Source organism: methanotrophic endosymbiont of Bathymodiolus puteoserpentis (Logatchev) (assembly GCF_900128525.1).
Lineage (GTDB): Bacteria > Pseudomonadota > Gammaproteobacteria > Methylococcales > Methylomonadaceae > Methyloprofundus.
Map to the genome: position 1 here is coordinate 1 of NZ_FQTQ01000181.1, position 21,834 is coordinate 21,834.

At 41.1% G+C, this 21,834-nt stretch carries 23 protein-coding genes; 9 read left to right on the forward strand and 14 right to left on the reverse strand.

All coding sequences use genetic code 11. From position 1 onward, the window contains the following. Positions 1-141 precede the first annotated feature (141 nt). The 5 genes from BQ7314_RS13230 (at position 142) to BQ7314_RS13250 (ending at position 5,699) form a co-directional block, all read left to right on the forward strand. Positions 142-306 carry a hypothetical protein gene (locus BQ7314_RS13230; RefSeq protein ID WP_174484164.1) on the forward strand — a complete coding sequence of 55 codons (165 nt, stop codon included), beginning with the start codon at positions 142-144 and terminating at the stop codon, positions 304-306. A 405-nt stretch (positions 307-711) separates the two neighbouring features. After that, entirely contained in the window at positions 712-1,602 is an 891-nt protein-coding gene (locus BQ7314_RS13235; protein ID WP_174484166.1) for a glycosyltransferase, read from the forward strand. Continuing rightward, positions 1,599-2,558, forward strand: coding sequence for a UDP-glucose 4-epimerase family protein (locus BQ7314_RS13240; protein ID WP_174484167.1), 960 nt, complete (start codon positions 1,599-1,601; stop codon positions 2,556-2,558). Before BQ7314_RS13235 ends, BQ7314_RS13240 begins: the two co-directional genes overlap by 4 nt. Before the next feature lie 14 nt (positions 2,559-2,572). Then, positions 2,573-3,133 carry a sugar transferase gene (locus BQ7314_RS13245; RefSeq protein WP_174484168.1) on the forward strand — a complete coding sequence of 187 codons (561 nt, stop codon included), beginning with the start codon at positions 2,573-2,575 and terminating at the stop codon, positions 3,131-3,133. Between the two features lie 628 nt (positions 3,134-3,761). Continuing rightward, positions 3,762-5,699 carry a polysaccharide biosynthesis protein gene (locus BQ7314_RS13250; RefSeq protein ID WP_174484169.1) on the forward strand — a complete coding sequence of 646 codons (1,938 nt, stop codon included), beginning with the start codon at positions 3,762-3,764 and terminating at the stop codon, positions 5,697-5,699. Positions 5,700-6,002: 303 nt separating this feature from the next. Here the strand turns inward: BQ7314_RS13250 and rfbC are convergent, their stop codons facing one another. The 7 genes from rfbC to BQ7314_RS13285 all read right to left on the reverse strand — a co-directional run bounded on the left by rfbC (position 6,003) and on the right by BQ7314_RS13285 (position 11,486). After that, positions 6,003-6,548, reverse strand: coding sequence for a dTDP-4-dehydrorhamnose 3,5-epimerase (gene rfbC / locus BQ7314_RS13255; RefSeq protein ID WP_174484170.1), 546 nt, complete (start codon positions 6,546-6,548; stop codon positions 6,003-6,005). Next, positions 6,545-7,432, reverse strand: coding sequence for a glucose-1-phosphate thymidylyltransferase RfbA (rfbA, locus tag BQ7314_RS13260; RefSeq protein ID WP_174484171.1), 888 nt, complete (start codon positions 7,430-7,432; stop codon positions 6,545-6,547). Before rfbA ends, rfbC begins: the two co-directional genes overlap by 4 nt. Before the next feature lie 2 nt (positions 7,433-7,434). Continuing rightward, positions 7,435-8,331: a dTDP-4-dehydrorhamnose reductase gene (rfbD, locus tag BQ7314_RS13265; RefSeq protein ID WP_174484172.1), complete on the reverse strand. Its 897-nt coding sequence runs from the start codon at positions 8,329-8,331 to the stop codon at positions 7,435-7,437. After that, positions 8,331-9,398, reverse strand: coding sequence for a dTDP-glucose 4,6-dehydratase (gene rfbB / locus BQ7314_RS13270; protein ID WP_174484211.1), 1,068 nt, complete (start codon positions 9,396-9,398; stop codon positions 8,331-8,333). Before rfbB ends, rfbD begins: the two co-directional genes overlap by 1 nt. 204 nt (positions 9,399-9,602) lie before the next feature. Further along, a complete protein-coding gene (locus BQ7314_RS13275) occupies positions 9,603-9,788 on the reverse strand; it encodes a CbtB domain-containing protein (RefSeq protein ID WP_174484173.1) in 186 nt (61 codons plus the stop codon). A 3-nt stretch (positions 9,789-9,791) separates the two neighbouring features. After that, positions 9,792-10,502, reverse strand: a complete 711-nt coding sequence (locus BQ7314_RS13280; RefSeq protein ID WP_174484174.1) for a CbtA family protein — start codon at positions 10,500-10,502, stop codon at positions 9,792-9,794. Between the two features lie 147 nt (positions 10,503-10,649). Then, the gene (locus tag BQ7314_RS13285) at positions 10,650-11,486 is read right to left on the reverse strand and encodes an outer membrane protein assembly factor BamD (RefSeq protein WP_174484175.1); all 837 of its coding nucleotides are present in this window, start codon (positions 11,484-11,486) and stop codon (positions 10,650-10,652) included. Between the two features lie 100 nt (positions 11,487-11,586). Here BQ7314_RS13285 and rluD point away from each other — a divergent pair, with 100 nt between their 5' ends. From rluD to BQ7314_RS13305, 4 genes are all read left to right on the forward strand, one after another. Next, positions 11,587-12,540 (forward strand): 23S rRNA pseudouridine(1911/1915/1917) synthase RluD, encoded by a 954-nt coding sequence (gene rluD, locus BQ7314_RS13290; protein WP_174484176.1) that lies wholly within the window; start codon positions 11,587-11,589, stop codon positions 12,538-12,540. Further along, complete coding sequence (gene pgeF / locus BQ7314_RS13295) at positions 12,518-13,243, forward strand: peptidoglycan editing factor PgeF (RefSeq protein WP_174484177.1); 726 nt, start codon at positions 12,518-12,520, stop codon at positions 13,241-13,243. The genes rluD and pgeF overlap by 23 nt, the downstream gene beginning before the upstream one ends. Positions 13,244-13,357: 114 nt before the next feature. Beyond that, complete coding sequence (locus BQ7314_RS13300; protein WP_174484178.1) at positions 13,358-14,263, forward strand: ZIP family metal transporter; 906 nt, start codon at positions 13,358-13,360, stop codon at positions 14,261-14,263. 57 nt (positions 14,264-14,320) lie between these two features. Then, positions 14,321-16,330: a methyl-accepting chemotaxis protein gene (locus tag BQ7314_RS13305; protein WP_174484179.1), complete on the forward strand. Its 2,010-nt coding sequence runs from the start codon at positions 14,321-14,323 to the stop codon at positions 16,328-16,330. A 98-nt stretch (positions 16,331-16,428) separates the two neighbouring features. On the opposite strand, the gene nth is transcribed toward BQ7314_RS13305, so the two are convergent. From nth to rsxA, 7 genes are read right to left on the reverse strand one after another with little or no spacing between them, the layout of a single operon-like run. Continuing rightward, positions 16,429-17,067, reverse strand: a complete 639-nt coding sequence (gene nth, locus BQ7314_RS13310) for an endonuclease III (protein WP_174484180.1) — start codon at positions 17,065-17,067, stop codon at positions 16,429-16,431. Next, a complete protein-coding gene (locus BQ7314_RS13315) occupies positions 17,060-17,731 on the reverse strand; it encodes an electron transport complex subunit E (protein WP_174484181.1) in 672 nt (223 codons plus the stop codon). Before BQ7314_RS13315 ends, nth begins: the two co-directional genes overlap by 8 nt. Continuing rightward, a complete protein-coding gene (gene rsxG, locus BQ7314_RS13320) occupies positions 17,732-18,322 on the reverse strand; it encodes an electron transport complex subunit RsxG (RefSeq protein WP_174484182.1) in 591 nt (196 codons plus the stop codon). Positions 18,323-18,324: 2 nt separating this feature from the next. Then, a complete protein-coding gene (locus BQ7314_RS13325; RefSeq protein ID WP_174484183.1) occupies positions 18,325-19,263 on the reverse strand; it encodes an RnfABCDGE type electron transport complex subunit D in 939 nt (312 codons plus the stop codon). Between the two features lies 1 nt (position 19,264). Beyond that, positions 19,265-20,725 carry an electron transport complex subunit RsxC gene (rsxC, locus tag BQ7314_RS13330; RefSeq protein ID WP_174484184.1) on the reverse strand — a complete coding sequence of 487 codons (1,461 nt, stop codon included), beginning with the start codon at positions 20,723-20,725 and terminating at the stop codon, positions 19,265-19,267. Then, positions 20,718-21,239: an electron transport complex subunit RsxB gene (rsxB, locus tag BQ7314_RS13335; protein ID WP_174484185.1), complete on the reverse strand. Its 522-nt coding sequence runs from the start codon at positions 21,237-21,239 to the stop codon at positions 20,718-20,720. The genes rsxC and rsxB overlap by 8 nt, the downstream gene beginning before the upstream one ends. Then, the gene (rsxA, locus tag BQ7314_RS13340; protein ID WP_174484186.1) at positions 21,239-21,814 is read right to left on the reverse strand and encodes an electron transport complex subunit RsxA; all 576 of its coding nucleotides are present in this window, start codon (positions 21,812-21,814) and stop codon (positions 21,239-21,241) included. The genes rsxB and rsxA overlap by 1 nt, the downstream gene beginning before the upstream one ends. Positions 21,815-21,834 lie beyond the last annotated feature (20 nt).

A 21,834-nucleotide genomic window follows, 5' to 3' on the forward strand; every position in this document is an offset into this window, starting at 1 on the left:
GCAGTGGAGAGAATAATAATGGTTGTATTTTGATTCAAGAGATGGTTTCATAACGACGTAACCTCATTGTTAGTTTAATGAGCTTGCAGGTTACCTTCCTATGCGAATAGAAGGAAGTGAGGTTACACTTTAATTACCAGCGTGGTGGTTCTTTTCTCCGCGATAGCGGCTTCGTCCAACAATGAGTTACGCGCGGTGGCTGAAGTGTATGCATCTGATGATGCAAAACAGAAGTTTGTCAATGATTTCATTGCTGCTTGGGTTAAAGTAATGACTCTGGATCGTTTTGATATGGCGGTCAAATAAAGCTAACAAGGACGGCAAAAAATGTTGTGAGCTATTGCTCACAACATTTTTTGCCACTTGTTATGCTAGTCCTTTGAGTAATCAAAATATCGTGGTATAGAATTGTGCATTGCGCAGCTTCAGTAACAAACAGGTATGGTAATGCTATTTATTGCTAGAGTTTTATGTACAAAGGTATTGCGCTATGAGTAGCGTTACTATTTGATTTTTCTTAAAACTAGAGGCCTAGGAGGGAGGGATTATTATAGAATTTAAGCCATTTAATAAACTAATATTGGTAGTAGACTTACTACATGTATATGAAATGGTAGATAACTATCGGCAAGTTAGTTTTTTTTGTTCTGATTGTTGTTGCCTATTAGTTGGTCAAGTACAAAACTTGTTTTGTTACAAAAGGCAAGCTAGATGAGTCAGCGAGTCTCAGTTTTTCTTGCTGCTTACAATGGTATAAACTGGATTGAAGAGCAGGTTATTTCAATTCTTAATCAAGAGGCCGTTTCGGTCCACATTTTTATTAGTGTTGATTTATCTTCGGATTTAACGAATGAATGGTGTCAGCAACTTGAAGAAGAAAACCAGAATATTACTGTGCTGGAGTATGGTGAACGATTTGGCGGCGCCGCTAAAAATTTTTATCGTTTAATTCGTCAGGTTGATTTTTCGAGTTTTGACTATATTGCTTTTGCTGATCAAGATGATATTTGGTCTTTAGATAAGTTATCTCACGGCATCAAGCGGATGAAACACATGGGTGCAGAAGCTTATTCAGCAAGTGTTATTGCTTTTTGGGAGGATGGGCGCGAAAAACTGATTGTTAAATCTCAGCCACAAAAAAAGCTTGATTACCTGTTTGAGGCTGCCGGCCCTGGCTGTACCTACATTTTTACAAATAAAGCAGCGAGTCTTATAAAAAGCTATTTAAATACTTGTCCTGAATTGAATGATTTTGTGCTTCATGACTGGCTTTCTTATGCAATTTTAAGACGCAACCGCTATCTATGGCTTATTGATTCTGAGCCTAAGGTGAAGTATCGGCAGCATGGTGCTAACCAAGTTGGCGCTAATACATCTTTAAAGGGGGTGATTTATAGAATCAAGTATATTTTATCAGATCAAGTATTTGAGTCTATCGCATTACTGATTAAGGTTCTTGATATAACTTCAGTGCAGCTCTCATCTAGGGTGGATATATTGCAATTGGCATTTAAAGCTAGACAACTAAGAAGGCGAGGTGTTGATCAGGTGCTTGTTTTTATCGCACTATTTTTTTATGCCATAAAAGGGCCTAAAAAATGAGGATATTGGTCACAGGGGCTACGGGTTTTGTAGGTAAAGCAGTTTGTTTTGATGCTTATGACTCAGGGCATAAGATCATTGCCGCTGTGCGTGAATATAGTCAAGTATTTTCTGAGGAAATTGAACAGTTTAAGATAACTGATTTGGCGTATGAAGTCGCTTGGGAGCATGCTTTGCAAGGTGTAGATGTGGTGATTCATAGCGCTGCACGGGTGCATATAATGAATGACCTGGCTGATAATCCTTTAGCGGTATTTAGACGTATTAATACTGACGCTACATTAAATTTGGCGAAACAGGCTGCTGTGGCAGGTATTAAACGCTTTGTTTTTTTAAGCTCAATTAAAGTGCATGGAGAAGTGACTGAGCTTGAACACCCATTCACGCCTGACGATAGTTATATTCCTACCGACCCTTATGGTTTGTCTAAATATAAAGCTGAACAGGGTTTGCTTGCATTAGCCAAAAAGACAGAGATGGAGGTGGTCATTATTCGTGCTCCTTTGGTCTATGGTCCCGGTGTAAAAGCTAATTTTGCTAGTATGATAAAATGGATTAATAAAGGCGTGCCTTTGCCATTTGGAGCTGTATATAATAAGCGCTCTTTGGTCGCATTAGATAATTTAGTGAGCTTTATTATGCATTGTGCCGATTATAAAAAAACACCACAAGCTGCAAATCAGGTTTTTTTAATTTCAGATGGTGAGGATGTTTCGACGACAGAACTTTTACAAAAAGTTGCCCAAGCTTTTGGTAAAAGGACTTGGCTGCTGCCTGTCCCTGTGAGCTTAATGATATTGCTTGCTAAATTGCTTGGCAAGCAAAGTGCAACAGGTCGTTTATTTGGTTCATTGCAGGTGGATAGTGTTAAAGCAAGAGAGTTGCTTGACTGGAAACCGGTTATTACTATGGATGAGCAATTAAAAAAAATAGCGGATACTTACTTATTTAATTAGACTATCCTGCTTATATGAAAAGATTATTTGACCTAATTTTAGCCCTGACTGCTACGGTTATATTACTGCTACCCATTATTATGATAGCGGTGTTAGTCAAGTTAACATCGAAAGGCCCAGCTTTGTATTGGTCTGATCGAGTAGGTAGAAATAATGGTATTTTTAAAATGCCTAAATTTCGCAGTATGAAAATTGATACGCCTGTTGTCGCTACACATTTATTACCAGACCCTAAAAGTGTATTAATACCTATCGGTGGTTTTTTGCGTAAATCAAGTTTAGATGAATTACCTCAGTTATGGTCAATCTTAAAAGGTGATATGAGTTTTGTCGGGCCTAGGCCTGCCTTATTTAATCAGGATGATTTAATCGCCTTGCGTACAGAAAAAGGTGTCGATAAGTTATTACCCGGCTTAACGGGTTGGGCGCAGGTTAACGGCCGAGATGAACTACCTATTCCTCAAAAGGTTGATTTAGATTTTGAATATTTGCAAAGATGTTCTTTTATATTTGATTTTAAAATTTTGTGGATGACCTTTTTAAAGGTAGTTAAACGACAGGGTGTCAGCCATTAATCCCAGCTTTCGAAAATAGTGCTTAAACCTAATATTCGTAGCTTCTCATTTTAACAGGTACTAAAGCGTGTTGTAGGGCGTGCTGAGGAACGAAGCGCACCACATGAACGATGCGCTTCCTATCGTCAGCACACCCTACGCTATGAAGTGAATGTCTTAAATACCTGTAGATAATGAGAAATTACTGCTATTTTTGTAACTCATTGAAAAATAATGATTAAAAAATCATGCCAAAATATTCTAAGTAGTGCCATAATATCTATTTTATACATAATATTATATTCGAAAGCAGGATTAAGGCTCAAAGCCTACCTATCCGAAACACTGTCAAGCACTCTCTCTATGCTGATGATCAGCCTGAACGACCCAAACCCTGTAGGTTAGCAAATAAATATATCTGAATTTAGGTAGGTATATTTTATGTGCTTGCGTAAAATGGATAGAGTGTATTTTTATGAGTCATTGTGTGTGCATAAAAAGCCGGCATTCTATTCAGGAATGCTAAATGAATTTTAAAGTCATACGTTTAAGGAGCGTGCATGAAACAAACTCCCGATTTCTAATTTCAGGATGTTATTTCATGCACGTTTCTATGTGTGCATTTCTTTTTGTTATTTTATTTTTATAAATGAATAAATTAGTTTTCTGGTTTCTTAGCCTTACGCGGCGTACAAAAGCGGCTATCTTAATTGCTGTCGATAGTGTGCTGGTTATGTCAGCTTTATGGGTGGCTTTTTCCTTGCGTTTGGGCGAATTATATATACTTAAAGGCGATATTTGGATTTTATTTTGCCTGAGTCCTATTCTTGCGGTTCCTATCTTTATTCGATTCGGGTTGTATCGCGCTATTATTCGCTATATTGGTGGCCGAGCAATATGGGCTATTTTTCAGGCGATTTCACTGTATATAGTTATTTTTACTGTTGTTGCTTTCCAGACAAAACTGGGTATGGTCCCTAGAACCGTCCCCGCGTTGAACTGGCTGGTGCTTTTATTTTTTATTGGTGGCAGTCGCTTTATTGCTCGTTGGTGGCTAGCTGATGTTTATTCTGGCTTGGTAAGCAATACAGCTAATCTTGGGTGCACCAAAAATGTTATTATTTATGGTGCAGGTCATGCGGGGGTGCAGTTAGCTTCTGCACTAGAGTGTGGCAAAGAGTTCGAATCTTTTGCCTTTATAGATGATGATAAATTATTGCATAAGCAAAAAGTGAATGGTTTAAGAATCTATTCGATGACAGCATTAGCTTATTTGATTGAAAAATATCAGATAACAGATGTTTTGTTGGCAATTCCTTCCGCTTCTCGTGCACGTAGAAGTGAAATTATTCGCTTGTTAGAGCCTTACCCTGTGCATGTAAGAACGATACCTGGAATGAGCGATATAGCTCAGGGTAAAATTAAATTTGATGAAGTACAGGAAGTAGATATTGCGGATTTATTAGGTCGTGATGCTGTTATTCCCGATCAGTCTCTGCTGAGTGCCAATATTACTAATAAAGTTGTTATGGTAACAGGGGCAGGAGGGTCAATTGGCTCTGAGTTATGTAGGCAAATAATTGCTTTACAGCCCGCTAAAGTGATACTTTTTGAGCGTAATGAATTTGCACTTTATTCTATTGATAAGGAGCTTAGACAGGCCATTATTGTAATGGCTGTGTGTGAGTTTGAGATTATTCCAATATTAGGCTCGGTTATTGATGAATTGCGCCTAAAGAAAGTTTGCCGAGCATTTAATGTGCAAACCATCTATCATGCCGCTGCTTATAAGCATGTACCTATGGTTGAGCATAACCCTGGTGAAGCAGTTAAGAATAATGTATTAGGTACACTTTGCCTTGCTCAGGCAGCGATTAGTTGTCATGTCGAAACTTTTGTTCTTATATCGACCGATAAAGCAGTAAGGCCAACGAATACAATGGGAGCGACTAAGCGTTTTGCTGAGTTGGTTTTGCAAGGATTAAGTTTAGAGGAAGGTCATAATACCCGCTTTACGATGGTACGATTTGGTAATGTGCTAGGTTCTTCTGGTTCTGTTATTCTTTTATTTAGAGAACAAATTGCGCGGGGTGGCCCCGTTACCGTAACAGATCCACGCATTATTCGTTATTTTATGACCATACCTGAGGCTGCTCAGCTAGTGATACAAGCAGGTGCAATGGGGCAAGGTGGAGATGTGTTTGTATTAGATATGGGTGAGCCGATTAAAATTGTCGATTTAGCTAAGCGGATGATTCATTTAAGTGGCTTGGAAGTAAAAGATGAGCTACACCCAGAGGGTGAGGTAGAAATTGTTTTTACAGGGTTAAGGCCGGGTGAAAAGCTGTATGAGGAGTTATTAATTGGTGATAATGTTTCTGGTACGACTCACTGTAGGATTATGCGTGCTGAGGAAGATATTATTCCTTGGAGTAAGCTTAACGAACAATTGGACCGTTTAAAACAAGCAATCGAGCATGATGATTGTCTCGCAATGAGGGCTATTTTAACGGAGTCAGTTTCCGGATTTGTTCCGCAGTGTGAAGTGAGTGATTGGTTATGGTTAGCTGAAAGGGACTTGAAATAACAAGTATTTTTTATGTGTATTTTGAGGTTTCTGCTGTGACTATCTCTCACAGCAGAGCTGATTGCTAGGGTATGGGAGAGCAAGCGGCATTCTCTTCTGAAGAGGTTGCTAAATTTGTGTAGAGATTTGCACCTACTCCAGCTTTTGAACTTAAATTTGTAAGCAACTGAACTATACGTATAAATAGGTGTAGTAGCACTGCTTAGCCTATTTTGGCATGATTTTTAATCCTTATTTTCCACGTTGTTATGCAGAATACCGAGTTCAATCACTATTTACGAAGGCTGGGCTAGAAAGCTAGGACTAAGCAAACACCTCTGCATTACTCAGTAGCATCCCTTGTTGGTCTTTCTCAGAAAGTTGAGGTTCTTCATCAATTGGCCAGTTTATGCCAATGGTTGGGTCGTTCCAGACGATACAACGTTCAAATTCTGGCGCGTAGTAATCTGTTGTTTTATACAGAAAATCTGCTGTATCACTTAAGACTACAAAGCCATGGGCGAAGCCTGCAGGTACCCAAAGTTGACGATGGTTTTCAGCGTTTAATTCTACGCCAGTCCATTGGCCAAAAGTGGGTGATGATTTGCGAATATCGACCGCAACATCAAAAACAGCACCGCTGGTGACGCGGACTAATTTACCTTGAGGCTGTTGGATTTGGTAATGTAGGCCACGTAATACGCCTTTAGCAGATCGACTGTGGTTATCTTGAACAAATTGAGCATTCCCCCCCGTGGCGTTATTAAATGCTTTTTGGTTAAAGCTCTCAAAGAAAAAACCGCGGCTATCACCAAAGACTTTGGGTTCAATAATCAATACATCGGGAATATTTGTCGGGATTACTTTCATAAGCTGTTCTCTTCTTTTAGTAATTTAAGTAGGTATTGGCCATAGCCATTTTTTACCAAGGGTTGAGCTAATTCAGTTAATTTTTCTGCATTAATAAGGCCATTACGGAAGGCGATTTCTTCAGGGCAGGCAACTTTTAATCCTTGGCGCCGCTCGATAGTCTCAATAAAGGCACTGGCTTCATTGAGGCTTTCATGTGTTCCCGTGTCTAACCATGCGTAACCACGCCCCATTTTTTCTACACTGAGTTGTTTTTGTTCTAGGTAAAGTTTGTTGATGTCGGTAATTTCTAGTTCACCACGCGCAGAAGGTTTAAGTGTTTTGGCCATATCGACCACTTGATTATCATAAAAATACAAGCCAGTAATGGCGTAATGGCTTTTAGGTATCGTGGGTTTTTCTTCGATTGACGTTGCGTTGCCTTGTTTATCAAAGCTGACAACACCATAACGTTCAGGGTCATGAACATGATAAGCAAAGACGGTAGCGCCAGTTGTTTGTTTTGCTGCTTGGTTTAATGATAACTGTAAATCATGACCATAAAAAATATTATCACCTAAGACCAGTGCACTAGGTGAATTACCAATAAAATCAGCACCTATGGTAAAAGCTTGTGCCAAGCCATCTGGACTAGGTTGTACGGCATATTCTAGGTTAAGTCCCCAGTCACTGCCATCACCGAGTAATTGTTGAAAACGAGGCGTATCTTGTGGGGTGCTGATAATGAGAATATCTGTTATTCCAGTTAGCATTAAAGTGCTAAGTGGATAATAGATCATGGGTTTGTCGTAAATAGGGAGTAACTGTTTTGAAACTACTTTAGTCACTGGGTATAAGCGTGTGCCTGAACCGCCTGCGAGGATAATGCCTTTTCTTTGCGTCATAGTTATTTCTCTATAAATTCAGTTAACATACGTTTTACGCCAGCTTGCCAAAGCGGAAGTGTAAGGTTGAAGCTAGTTTGTAGTTTATGCGTATTTAGGCGTGAGTTTTTAGGGCGCTGGGCAGGAGTAGGGAAAGCGCTGGTTGGCACGGGGGTAATTGACTCTGAGTTTACTTTTAACTGCAGGCCCATTTTTTGCGCAGTGTCTATTACATAGCTTGCATAGCCGTACCATGATGTTTCACCGGAGGCTACTAGATGGTAGAGGTCACTTAATTCGGGCTGCGCTTGTGCAGTACGTATAGCATGTGCTGTGACATCAGCTAATAAATCCGCACCTGTTGGGGCGCCAATTTGATCATTAATAACGCTTAAGCTATCACGTTCTTGCGCAAGGCGTAGCATGGTTTTGGCAAAATTATTGCCGCGTGCGCCATACACCCAGCTGGTGCGGAAAATAAGATGTTTGCAGTTTGACGCTTGGATGGCTTGTTCGCCAGCGAGCTTAGTCGCACCATAAACACTGAGTGGCGCGGTAACATCAGCTTCAAGCCAAGGCGTATTGCCGCTGCCGTCAAAGACATAATCGGTAGAGTAATGAATTAACCAAGCATCGAGTGCCTTTGCTTCGTGAGCTAATACACCCGGTGCATCGGCATTAATGATGTGTGCTAATTTGGCTTCACTTTCAGCCTTATCGACAGCAGTGTGCGCTGCGGCATTCACGATAATATCTGGTTTTACTTGTCGAACCGTTTCTGCTAAACCTGATAGCTTAGTGAGGTCACCGCAATGGTCTTGGCTACCAGAGCTAAGTGCAATAATTTCACCTAAAGGCGCTAAGCTGCGTTGTAGCTCCCAGCCTACTTGGCCATTTTTACCGAATAATAAAATTTTCATTATGTACGCTCAGCGTAGTTGGTTTCCACCCAGTCACGATAAGCGCCTGACTGTACATTGGCGACCCACTCTTGATTATCCAAATACCATTGCACAGTTTTACGTATGCCTGTGTCGAAAGTTTCGGCAGGCTTCCAGCCTAGTTCGCGTTCAATTTTACGTGCATCAATGGCATAACGCCGGTCATGACCTAAACGGTCAGTGACAAAAGTAATTTGTTCTGTGTAGCTTTTTTTGTCCTCGCGTGGGCGCAGCTCATCAAGTAATGCGCAGACGGTATGCACGATTTCAATATTAGGTTTTTCGTTCCAGCCACCAACATTATAAGTTTCTCCTATTATGCCCGCGGCTACGACGCGGCGAATAGCGCTACAGTGATCTTTAACATACAGCCAGTCGCGAATTTGTTGTCCGTCACCATAGATCGGTAACGATTTGCCGGCTAGAGCATTGACAATCATTAATGGAATTAATTTTTCTGGGAAGTGATACGGGCCGTAGTTATTTGAGCAATTAGTGGTTAATACAGGCAGGCCGTAAGTGTGGTGATAAGAGCGGACTAAATGGTCGCTGGCTGCTTTACTGGCTGAATAAGGGCTATTGGGTTCGTATTGATGTTGTTCAGTAAAGGCGGGTTCATTTTTAGTTAATGAGCCATAAACTTCATCGGTGGAAACATGTAGGAACCTAAAATCTGTTTTATTTTGCTGGTCTAATTGATTCCAATAGCTACGTACAGATTCTAGTAAATGAAAGGTGCCGACAACATTGGTTTGAATAAAGTCTTCAGGGCTATGAATAGAACGATCTACATGTGATTCTGCCGCAAAATTAATCACGGCACGCGGTTGATGTTTTGCTAACAATTCAGGTATGACTTTAGTATCGCCAATATCGGCATGAACAAAGGTGTGTCGGCTATCATCTTGTAATGAGGCTAAACTTTCTAAGTTACCTGCATAAGTAAGTTTATCAATATTAACGATTGGTTCATCATGTTCTTGTAACCAATCTAGGACAAAATTGGCTCCTATAAATCCTGCTCCACCTGTGACAAATATCATTATGCGCTCGTGTTTGTTGTGTTGTTAATAATTAGGTCTTTAGGAATTAAAACTCAATAGTATCAGAAAGCACTGTCAGTCCTTTGAGGGCTGGCGTGCTTCATAATCTAAAGTTTCAGGCTTTATTAATATGTATTCCTTGGTGTAACTTGCGGATTCAAGTCCGCCCTGCGTATGCAATTGTGGCTAAAAGCCCCGTCTTCAGAATTAATGGCAAGGAAAGGCAACGCTATGACGGGTATCATGTGCGGCATTATGTGCCATATCCATAGGAGCGAAACCAACACCAAATAAAATAACGATACCTAAGGCCGCGGCGGCAAAGAGTTGTAAATTTTTGCTGCTTGCGAGGGGGATATTTTGTTCTTGGGCAAGCGAATTATCAGTATTCATAGGTCAGCCTTTATTAATCTGTAGGTTGTAAGGGGAAATGCCATCTATAAATCGTTGGCATAAAAAACCAGTCGTTGGGCCAATTATAAGCCACAACAAGGCATTTGCAATACTGGTTTGCAGGACAAATTGATGCCATAGATCGGTTAAAGCTTGTACTGCATTTGGGTCAGGATGGCTAAACCCATGCAGCTCAGGTGTTGGTGCTCCGATTAAATGCGGTAGTATTAGCAAAATCACCCCTGCACCTTTGTAATAACGAGGGCTAAAAGCTAATACGCCTAAACCAATAGCGCTAAAAGTGACAGTAAGGAGCCACCAGTTTTGTCGTAAATTTAGGTCGGCTGCATCCATACCCGGTATTTCTGGAGGCAAACCTAAGCTGGGGGCCATAAAAATGGCTAAATAAGCTGCTATGCCCCAAGCTAGGCCTTTTAATGCCGAACTAGCGCCACGATAGACTATGCCGCAAGCTAATAATAAACTATAGGCTAAACTCATTAAAAAATTAGCCAGCCAAGTAAAAAAGGAGCGCTCTATACCATCTTCAGGCGCCCAAGGTTCGACTTGTTCGGTGTTCATAGGTTCAGCTACTTCATAAATTTCAGCCGCAAAAATAAGTGGGCTAACAAAATAAAATTGATACAAACTAAAAACGATGCTGGCAAGGATTGCAGTTAAGCAGGCGCTAAGAAAAATCTGGCGAAAATACATGGTTTGGGCCGTAAGTAAGAGCTATGGGGTTAATGTCGCCTGCATATCGCTTGCGACTCGTAGAGGGTAAAGTAAATACTGGGCTATGTGGAAAACCTTCATACTCCACAAGTTTTATATTTACTCTTGTTGTAGCAAAGAGAGGGATTAGTCATCAAAACTCAGCAACCTCCAAATAAAAGGTACGACAGTCACACCGCTGGAGTCAGCCTCGGGGTATTGTGGGCCATCAGGATAGTTATAGGCATAAATCTTGGCGCTATTATCAGCTAAATCCTGTAGCCCTAATATTTTATAGGCTTTTATTTGCAGTTCTAATGCGTAAGGGACGGCTGGGGTTTGCTGGTAATGTTGTAAAATATAATTTGCTCGATTGGCGGCGGCTAAATAGGCTTCTCTATCCATATAGAAGCGGGCAATATGTAATTCATGGCGCGCTAGTGAATTTTTTAAAGAAATCATGCGTTGTTTAGCATCAGCTACGTATTGGCTATTCGGGAAGCGGCGTATTAACTCATCAAAACTGAGGTAAGCATTTTGTGTGAACACTGAGTCGCGCTGTGTGCTATCAGATGGAACATAGCGATCTAAAAAACCTAAGTCACGATTGAAATTAACCAGTGCCTTTAAATAGTAAGCATAATCGACATTTTTATGTCGTGGGTGGGTTTTTATAAAGCGGTCTGCTGATGCTAATGCCGCTTCTGAATCGCCATTTTTGTAATAGGCGTAAGTTAAGTCGAGTTGTGTTTGTGCAGAATGGGGGCCAAAAGGGTAACGTGAATCCAGTTGCTCAAATACTTTTATCGCTTTTTTGTACTTTTCATCGGCTAAGTTTTCTTTGCCTTCAGCAATAAATTGCTCTACTGTCCAGCCTGCATAATTATCTCCTTTGGTGTTTTTATCATTGGAAAAATAACTACAGGCCTGCAGTAAAAAAGATAAACAAAGAATAATTGTTAATTTTTTGAAAAATGATGGCATAGAGATAGCGACACGATGTAAGATTGATAAATTTTACTTTATTCTTTATTGTAAAAGAATTTGTTGTAGATAAATACAGTTGTTGGGAAAGAAATTTTATATGGCAATATTAACAGCCGAAGTACCCTTGGAATTAGCGGGGAAGCGTTTGGATCAAGTTTTAGTGGTGGTTTTTCCAGATTATTCTAGGAATAAACTACAGACTTGGATAAAAGCGCTACGGGTCACCGTAGATGGTGTACAAATTAAAGCAAAAGATCGATTGGATGGGGGGGAGACGATTGTTCTCGATGCTGAAGCAGAGGAAGTGACTGAGTATTTAGCTGAAGATATTCCGCTGGATATTATCTATGAAGATGATGATATTTTAATCGTCAATAAACCTGCAGGATTTGTTGTACATCCAGGTGCAGGTAATTGGACGGGGACTTTACAAAATGCCTTGTTATTTCATTTGCCTGATGCGGTGACAATTCCGCGCTCGGGGATTGTGCATCGCATTGATAAAGATACCAGTGGCTTATTGATGGTTGCTAAAACATTAGCTGCACATCATAGTTTGATTGAGCAATTACAAGCGCGCGAGATTCATCGTGAATATTTAGCGGTCACTATAGGACGAATGACTGGAGGTGGTACTTTAGATGAGCCTATTGGCCGGCATCCTACCGACCGTAAGAAATTTGCGGTCAATGACAGTGGCAAACGTGCAATAACGCATTATCGTGTGCTGGAGCGGTTCTTACGTAATACGCTGATACAAGTTAAATTAGAAACCGGTCGTACACATCAAATCCGAGTGCATATGGCGCATATCAAAATGCCGCTCGTAGGCGACCCTATGTACAGTGGTCGGTTCCAAATGCCTAAAGATTGCGGGGTGAAGTTGGAAACTATTTTGCGTAACTTTAAGCGCCAAGCTTTACATGCTGAAAAATTGGGTTTAATGCATCCACGTACTGGTGAATATATGGAGTGGGAATTACCCATGCCAGAGGATATGCAAGCCTTATTACTTGCTTTGAGGAATAATGACGCATTGGATCATTCCTGATTGGCCGGCACCTGCCAATATTCATGCGGCGACGACACTGAGAACAGGCGGATTTAGTCAGGCTGAATTTAGTAGTTTAAACCTCGCTGAGCATGTGCAGGATAACCCGGAGCATGTACTTCAAAATAGGCAGAAAATGACTCGCATGCTGGGCTTACCTAGTGATCCTGTTTGGCTGCAGCAAACGCATAGTGTGGATGTGGTTTGTGCTGACCAAGCAGGTCAAATGTTTGTCGGTGATGCGAGTTATACGTATAAAAAAAATATTGTTTGTACGGTGTTAACTGCGGACTGTTTGCCGGTGTTACTTTGTGATATACAAGGAACGATGGTTGCTGCGATTCATGGTGGTTGGCGTGGATTGCTTAATGGCGTTGTGGAAAATGCTGTGGCAAAGATGCCAGGCGCTGAAATAATGGCTTGGCTAGGGCCGGCTATTGGTCCACACTGTTTTGAAGTCAGCCAAGATGTATATGATTTATTTATTAATAAATCTAGGCAATTTACGGGTGCATTTACACAGCAAAGTGATGGCAAGTATTTGGCGGATATTTACCAAATAGCTAGCATTATTTTAAAGGGTGTTGGCGTGCAGAAAATTTATGGTGGCCAGTTTTGTACCGTGACTGATACAGAACGTTTTTTTTCCTATCGGCGCGATGGCCAGACAGGGCGTATGGCAACTTTAATCTGGATGGAATAGTTCTTGTTTCTAAGCATAATATATTGTGGGAGGGGCTTTAGCCGCGATTTGATACAAGTCGCGGCTAAAGCCCCTCCCACAACTACAAATAATTTCACTTTATTATTTCTTTCGATGAATTTACTCTTTTTAATTATTATTTTTACGGCTATCGGTGGTGTATTAAGCGTTTTAGCCGCTTCTGTTTTTTTACTATTATCTGATAGTATGCGTGCTAAGGTTTTGCCGCATGGCATTAGTTTTGCTACCGGTGCTTTGTTAGCTGTGGCTTTTTGGGGATTGATTCCACATGCTTTTGAAGAGGTAGCGCCATCAGAAATACAAACTTTATCTGGCTCGATTATGCTGGGCTTATTATTGTTTTTTACCTTAGAAAAATTATTAATTTGGCGGCACTGCCATTCTAGTAGCTGTGAGGTTCATATTGATACCGATGAACATGATGAACATGGAGATAGCCACGATCATGGTTCGCATAAATCAGCTGGAACAATGATTCTTATTGGTGATGGTATCCATAACTTCGTGGATGGTGTGTTGATTGCTGCGGCATTTTTAACCGATGTTCAGCTGGGTATTGTCACTAGTTTAGCGGTTGCCGCACATGAGATTCCGCAAGAGGTAGGCGATTTTGCAATTCTATTGCACAGTGGTTTTTCCAAAAAGAAAGCCTTGATTTACAATGTACTCGCCAGCTTAACAACCGTGCTAGGTGGCGTGTTGGCATATTATAGTTTGGCTGGCCTTCATGATAGTCTCCCTTATTTTTTAGCGATTGCTTCATCTAGTTTTATTTATATTGCGGTTGCAGATTTGATTCCAACTTTGCATAAGAAAACTGATATTAAAACCTCATTACAGCAAATTGCTTTAATTTTAGCAGGCGTTGTTTTAATCGTTTCATTGCATGGTGTCGCCCATGATATTCAATTAGAAGATGCAGATAATCATGCGGTTAGTGCTCGATTGAAAGGCGCAGATAAGCATACTGATCATAAATCACGGATGAATATATTTTAGATTATTTAAGTCATGCCGATAGACTCACAATAAACCATAACTAAAAAGAGGATTTTTATGTTTGCCACGGCTCTAATGAACCAGATCAGCTGCTCTAAAAAAATGCTATTGATCTCTATTGCATTTTTAATACCTCTGATAATTACCTTTTATTTATTAATCATGGGGCAATTAGCGGCTCTTGATATTGCCAAAAAAGAACAGACAGGCTTGCAATATATTGTTCCTTTGCGTCAATTAATTCAGCATTTTCCTGAGCATCGCGGTATGACTAATGCTTATTTATCGGGAAATACTTCGTTTAAAAGTAAATTATTAGCTAAGCGTGCACAGATTATTCAAGATATTCAGGCGATTAATGAGGTTGACCAGCAGCTAGGTGAGCAATTAGGTGTCTCAGCTAAATGGCAGGAAATTAAATCAACTTGGAAGCGCTTAGAATCCGATGCCTTTGATGGGCAAGCAAAAGATATTTTTACGCGCCATACGCAGTTGATTGCTGGCACTTTAGAGTTAGTTTCTACGGTGAGTGATCGCTCAGGGTTAACGATGGATCCAGAATTAGAAAGTTTTTATATTGCTTTTTCTGTTGTTAACACCTTGCCACAAATTGTAGAAAATTTGGGACAGGCTCGGGGCATGGCTTCGGGTCTAGTGGCTAGGGCTATCGTTACTCAGAAGGAGAGCATTAAGTTATCTAGTTTATTGGCGATGGTACAGAAAAGTATTAATGCTTTAGGGAGAAGTACGCAGGTGATAGTGCAAAGCAATCCAGAAGTTGGCGCTAAAATTAAGCCAAATGCTGATACGGCAATAAGCATTGCTAAGGGCTACCTAGCTTTTCTTGAACAAGAAATTTTACAGAGAACGCCTATCACCATTAAATCAGCAGTGGTTTTTGCCAAGGGTACTGAAGCTATTAAGGCTAATTTTAAATTATTGGATCAGTTGATTCCTGAGTTAGCCTTATTATTAGAGCAGCGAGAAGATCAGTTAGCGACAAAAATGATCACTTTAGCTCTTATTGTTGCTATCTTTACCTTTATCGCTCTCTATTTATTTGCGGGTTTTTATAATTCATTTAATACCGCTATATTAAGTATCGAAGAAGCTTCTGCAAAATTGGCAAAAGGTGATTTAACTTCCCGTTTGCAATTAGATAATAAAGATGAGTTTGCTGATGTGGCTGAATCATTTAACCGTATGGCTGGACAGTTTGCAGAGGTAGTGCGTGAATTAGAACGCTCTATTGAGCAGCTTGCCTCGGGGGCAGAAGAGCTTTCAGTGACAAGCATACAAACCAATCAAGGGGTTCAACGTCAGCAAGAGGAAGTGGAGCAGGTCGCAACGGCTATGACGGAAATGGCGGCAACAGTACAAGAAGTGGCAAAAAGCGCATCCTCTACGGCAGTGGCAACTAAAAATGCCCATGAACAAGCAAGTAAAGGGCGTTTGATTGTTAATAATTCAGTGTCTGCGATTACTGCGCTTTCAGAAGAAATTAGCGTGGCGACAGACGTGGTTAGACAGCTAGAGGCTGATGGGGAGAATATTGGTTCAGTCTTAGATGTTATCAAAGGTATTGCTGAACAAACTAATTTATTAGCGCTAAATGCTGCGATTGAAGCTGCGAGAGCGGGCGAGCAGGGACGAGGTTTTGCTGTTGTTGCAGATGAAGTCAGAACCTTGGCAAGTCGTACGCAAGATTCAACAACTGAGATACAGAGTATGATTGAAAGTCTACAAGAAGGCACTCGTAAAGCAGTTGGTGTGATGCAGACAAGCAAAGATCGGGCGCAGGTGACTATTTCGGAGACTCAAAAGGAAAGTGAGTTTTTAGAAAATATTACCGCTGCAGTGACTGAAATTGATGGTATGTGTACACAAATTGCTAGTGCTTCTGAAGAACAATCCGTTGTAGCTGATAATATTAGTCGAAGTATTGAGCATATTAATGGCGTGACGATGGATACGGCACAAGGCTCGCAGCAGGTAACTGAGAGTAGTAATGCTTTGGCGCGATTGGCAAGTGATTTACAAGCTTTGATATCGCGGTTTAAGGTTTAACTCACCGAGTCGTGTCAATATAAAATTTCCTTAATATGTTGTGGGCGGGGCTTTATGTCGCTATTTTTGTCAGTTAAAAGTCCTTCCCACAAGTGCCTTTACGTCGCATAAACTTTATCCTTAAATTCACATAAATCCTCAATAACACAACTGCCACAACGAGGTTTCCTAGCGATACAGGTATAACGCCCATGCAAAATCAATAAATGATGAGCATCCTGTTTGTACTCTTTGGGTACATTGTTATCTAATTTAGCTTCAACTTCTAAAACATTTTTTCCTGGGGCAATCTTAGTGCGATTGGATACACGGAAAATATGCGTATCGACTGCCATGACAGGCTGACCAAAAGCGGTATTTAAAATCACATTAGCTGTTTTACGCCCAACGCCAGCAAGGGATTCTAATTCTGTGCGAGTTTGTGGTACTTCTTCCTGAAAATCATCCAGTAGCTTGCGACAAAGCTTAATAATATTAGCCGCTTTGCTATTAAATAGGCCGATAGTTTTTATATAGGTTTTTAATCCCTCTTCACCTAAATCCAAAATAGCTTGTGGTGTGTTGGCAATAGGAAATAACTTGGCTGTGGCTTTATTAACGCCTTTATCAGTTGCCTGTGCGGATAAAACCACGGCGATTAGTAATTCAAAAGTACTGTTATAGTTTAATTCAGTAACGGGCTCGGGGATGGCTTCGGCTAGGCGTTTAAAGATTTCTAAGCGTTTATCTTTATTCATAAACTTTTGGGGTAACAGGTTTAGTTGCTTGTAAACGTAATTCAAGGCTATTTTTTAACGCAATTAATAAGCCTAAGCCGATAAAAGCACCAGGCGGCAGTATGGCTAATAAGATACTTGAATCATCGTCAAAGACGTTGATTTTCCAGTTTTTAGCTGTATTACCAAAGAGCAAATCCGCTTGCGCTAATAAAGTACCTGAGCCTAGAACCTCTCTAAATCCACCCAATACAACCAAGGCGAAACTAAAGCCCAGCCCCATGGCTAAACCATCTAATATTGAAGGCATAATGCGATTTTTAGAGGCAAATACTTCTGCGCGGCCAATAATGGCGCAGTTAGTCACAATCAGCGGAATAAAAATTCCCAGAATTTTGTACAGCTCATAAAACCACGCATGCATGATTAATTCAATAATGGTAACGACACCAGCAATAATCAGTACAAATAATGGTAGCCTAATTTCTGGCAGAATAAATTGACGTAATGAAGAAACCAGTAAGTTAGATAATATCAGCGTTAAGGTTGTTGCGAGCCCTAGGCCTAAGCTATTAATCACGGTATTACTAACCGCAAGTAAAGGGCATAAACCTAACAGGGCAACGAGAGCCTGATTGTTATGCCATAAGCCATTACTCAAGATTTTCGAATAGTCTGAGTACATTTATTGAAAAATCTCTTGTTGGTGTTGTTGAAAAAATAAGGCTGTATTTTTGACCTCATTAATAATAGCGCGTGGCGTAATGGTTGCGCCTGTAAATTGATCGAAGTTACCGCCATCACGTTTGACTGCCCATTGATCTGAATTTTTTAAGGAGAGCTGATTAAAGCTTAAAATCCAGTTAGATTTTTTTAGTTCTATCGCATCACCTAAGCCAGGTGTTTCTCTATGATTAAGAACGCGTACAGCGTTTATTGTGCCGTTAACATTAATAGCAATAAGTAAATCAATAGCGCCGTTATAACCCTGAGTTGTTGTGCTGGTGATAATGGCTGCTACGGGTTTACCTGCTTGGCGCGCTCGGTATATCGTATAAGCTTGCCCACCGGATTGTAGCTGAATTTTGTCATGAACTAGGTCGTTATTATAGCGGCGTTTATCGATGACGCTTTGTAAGCTTTGCAATAAAGCGCGTCGTTCATTGTCTGCGATTTTGTCTTTGGTGCCATGGTAAACCAAAGAAACCAAGCCTACGATAATAAACGAAAACAGGCCGATACGTAATGCGGCATGTATAGGTGGCGATATGATCATGGTTAAGTTCGCTTAGGCCGTATGTAATAATCAATGCTTGGAGCAGCAAGGTTGGCTAATAAAACAGCAAAAGCGATAGCGTCGGGATAGCCACCCCAAGTGCGAATAATATAAATTAAGCTACCCAGTAATGCGCCAAAAATTAAACGCCCTTTATTGCTGGTTGCGGCTGTCACGGGGTCGGTGGCAATAAAAAAAGCACCGCAAAAAGTTGCCCCAGAAAATAGCTGAAATAAAGGTGAAGTAAATCGCGAGCTATCTATTAGGTAGGCTGTCAATGCTGGAATAGTTAGGCCTAACAACACGGCAACAGGAATATGCCAGCTGATGACTTTGCGTTGCAATAGCCATAAACCGCCGAGTAAATAAGCTAAGGATAGATATTCCCAGCCTTTGCCCGCTGCATAACCAAATAATGGCGAAGTTCTTATTTTATCCAGGGAAAAATCTAAGCCTAACTGTGTTTTTGTATGATCTAAAACGGTGGCGGAGCTAATAACATCAAAAGGTAGTTGCCATGCGGTCATTTGTTGCGGAAAGGAAATGAGTAAAAACACATAGCCTGCCATGGCTGGGTTAAAGGGATTATAGCCTAAGCCGCCATAGAGGTGTTTGGCAATAATAATGGCAAATAAAGTACCGCTAACACTGATCCACCAAGGGGCAACCGTCGGTATTGCCAAGGCTAATAGCACGGCGCTTACGAGCGCGCTTAAATCCAATAAGTGCATTCTTATCGGTTTTTTTCTGAGCCAGAGTATGCATGACTCAGCTAATAGTGCTGTGCTACAGGAGAGTAATAGCTGTATTAATAGCGTATTGCCAAATAGCCAAAACATAATACCGATAGCGGGTAGTAAGGCAATAAGGACTTGCAACATAACACGATTAACGGTGTTGCTGGCAGGGGTAAAAGGGGAGCTAGTGGTGGGGAACTGCATATTATAATGACTTCTTTTTGGCTAAACTTGCAGCTTTCATTTTTTCAATGATGGCTTTACGTTTTTCGGCTTTGGCTAATTGCTCTTGCTCTTCTCTGGCGCGGCGTTGTTGTTGATTCTGAAAGCGTGTTTTGGCTAAGTTGGATTGTACTGCCTGTTTTTCTTTAGTAATAATTTCGCCTTTTGTTACCCGAAATTGTTGTACCAAAGGAATATGGCTGGGACAGACGACATCGCAACAGCCGCATTCTATGCAGGAAAATAATTGATAATTTTGGCATTGATCTAATTGTCCCGAGCGCCCATACCAATAAAGTTGCTGGGGTAGTAATTCCACTGGGCAAACCGCTGCGCAATCTCCGCAACGAATACAAGGCATTTCAGCTGACTTGTTTTCCTGTTGATTGCTGGTCATGGCTAAAATGCAATTAGTGGCTTTAGTGACCGCTATTTCATCTGAGCTTAAGGCGATACCCATCATTGAACCGCCCATAATGAGGCGTTGTACCTTTTTATTATAACCGCCAGATTGGGCAATTAAGTGTTTAATCGGCGTACCTATGCGAGTGCGAATGTTTTGTGGCTGTTTTATGCCTTTGCCCGTAACGGTGATGATTCGCTCAGTCAGCGCTAAGCCTTGAATAATCGCTTGATAAACGGCATAAGCCGTGCCAACGTTTTGGCAAATAAAACCATGTTCAGTGGGTAGGCATTTTGCGGGTATTTTAGTGCCTGTTAATACCTGAATCAGTTGTTTTTCACCGCCAGTAGGGTAAATAGCGGGAACGCTAATAAGCTGTATTGAGTGAGTGTTGATAGCTTGCAACAATGCCTGGTTTGCCTCTGGCATATTTTCTTCTACAGCAATAATGCAGTGTTTCGCTTGAAGAATATATTGCAGAATCAACGCGCCTTGTACTATTCCTTCTGCTTTTTGTCGTATTAAACTGGCATCGCAGCTGATATAAGGTTCACATTCCGCGGCATTAATAATCAGCGTATGTATGTCTTGTTCGGTGCTTAATTTTGTTGCGGTAGGGAATGCGGCTCCGCCTAAACCAACGATACCCGCTTGATGAATTTTGGTGCGCAAATTCTCGGGTGTTTCTTGTTGGTAATCAAAGCAAGGGATGGCGCTTAGTGCGGCATCTAAACCATCGGTTTCAATAATAATACAATCATCGGCTAGATTGGAGGGGTGGGCAATAATACGTGGCTCTATCGCTTTAACGGTGCCTGAGCTTGCCGCATGAATAGGTGCGCTAAAGAGTGAGTTTGCCGAAGCAATCATTTGCCCTTTCAGCACTCGCTCGCCTAGTTTAACTATTGGCAGGGCGTAGTTATTGGAGCGTTGCAATAAGGGGTAAATCAGCTCACCGGGCAAACTACTGTCTATGATTGGGTTGGCACATTTGTCAGCTGTGATAGCTAAGCCGCCATGGAAATGGGCTAGCTTAGTCATGGGCTGCTGGCCATTGCCATTCGCTAGGTTTGTTTTCTCGTGGCAACATAATAATGCAATTTACGGGGCAGGGGGCGATACAGAGTTCACAGCCGGTACATTCTGAGGTAATAACGGTATGCATTTGTTTAGTTGCGCCTAAAATAGCATCGACCGGGCAGGGGGGAATGCATTTCACGCAGCCGATACAATCTTGTTCGATAATAAAAGCGATAGCAGGCGTTTTTATGGTGCCAAATTCAGTGTTGAGTGGTTTGCTTTCCATGCCGAGTAAACTCGCTAAAGCATTAATCGTTTGTTCTCCACCCGGTGGGCACTGGTTAATATCGGCTTCACCTTGAGCAATGGCTTGTGCATAAGGTTTGCAGCCAGGGAATTGACATTGGCCGCATTGCGTCTGTGGTAATAAGGCATCAATTTGTTCCACAATAGGGTCACCTTGCACTTTTAAATATTGCGCGGCAAAGCCTAAGATTAAGCCAAGCATAACAAAGATCAGGCACAGTAATAGCATTAAGTAAGTCCAGTAAAGCCCATAAAGGCCATTGACATGAGTCCAGCAGTGACTAAACCTATGGCTGCGCCTTGAAATGGCTTAGGTACATCGGCAACATCAATGCGTTCACGTAGAGCGGCAAACAGAATTAAAACCAAAGTAAAGCCTAATGCGGTGCCAATACCAAACAGGGCAGACTCCAAAAAATTATGCTGAGCTTGAATATTTAATAGTGCAACACCTAAAACTGCACAATTTGTGGTAATTAAGGGTAAATAAAGGCCCAGTAGACGGTATAGCGTAGGACTGGTTTTATGTAATATGATTTCGGTTAATTGTACAACACAGGCAATGACGACAATAAAGCTAATAGTGCGTAAATATTCAAGCTCTAAGGGAATGAGCAAGTATTGATAGAGTAAATAGCTGCTGACTGATGCGAGGGTAAGCACAAATGTCGTTGCTAAGCCCATGCTGACTGCTGAGTCTAACCTGCGTGAGACCCCCAAAAAGGGGCACAAACCGAGGAATTTAACCAGTACAAAGTTATTGACCAGTATGGTACTGACAAGTAAGACTAGATAGTGCGTCATGATGATGTGTTTGAGGGGGA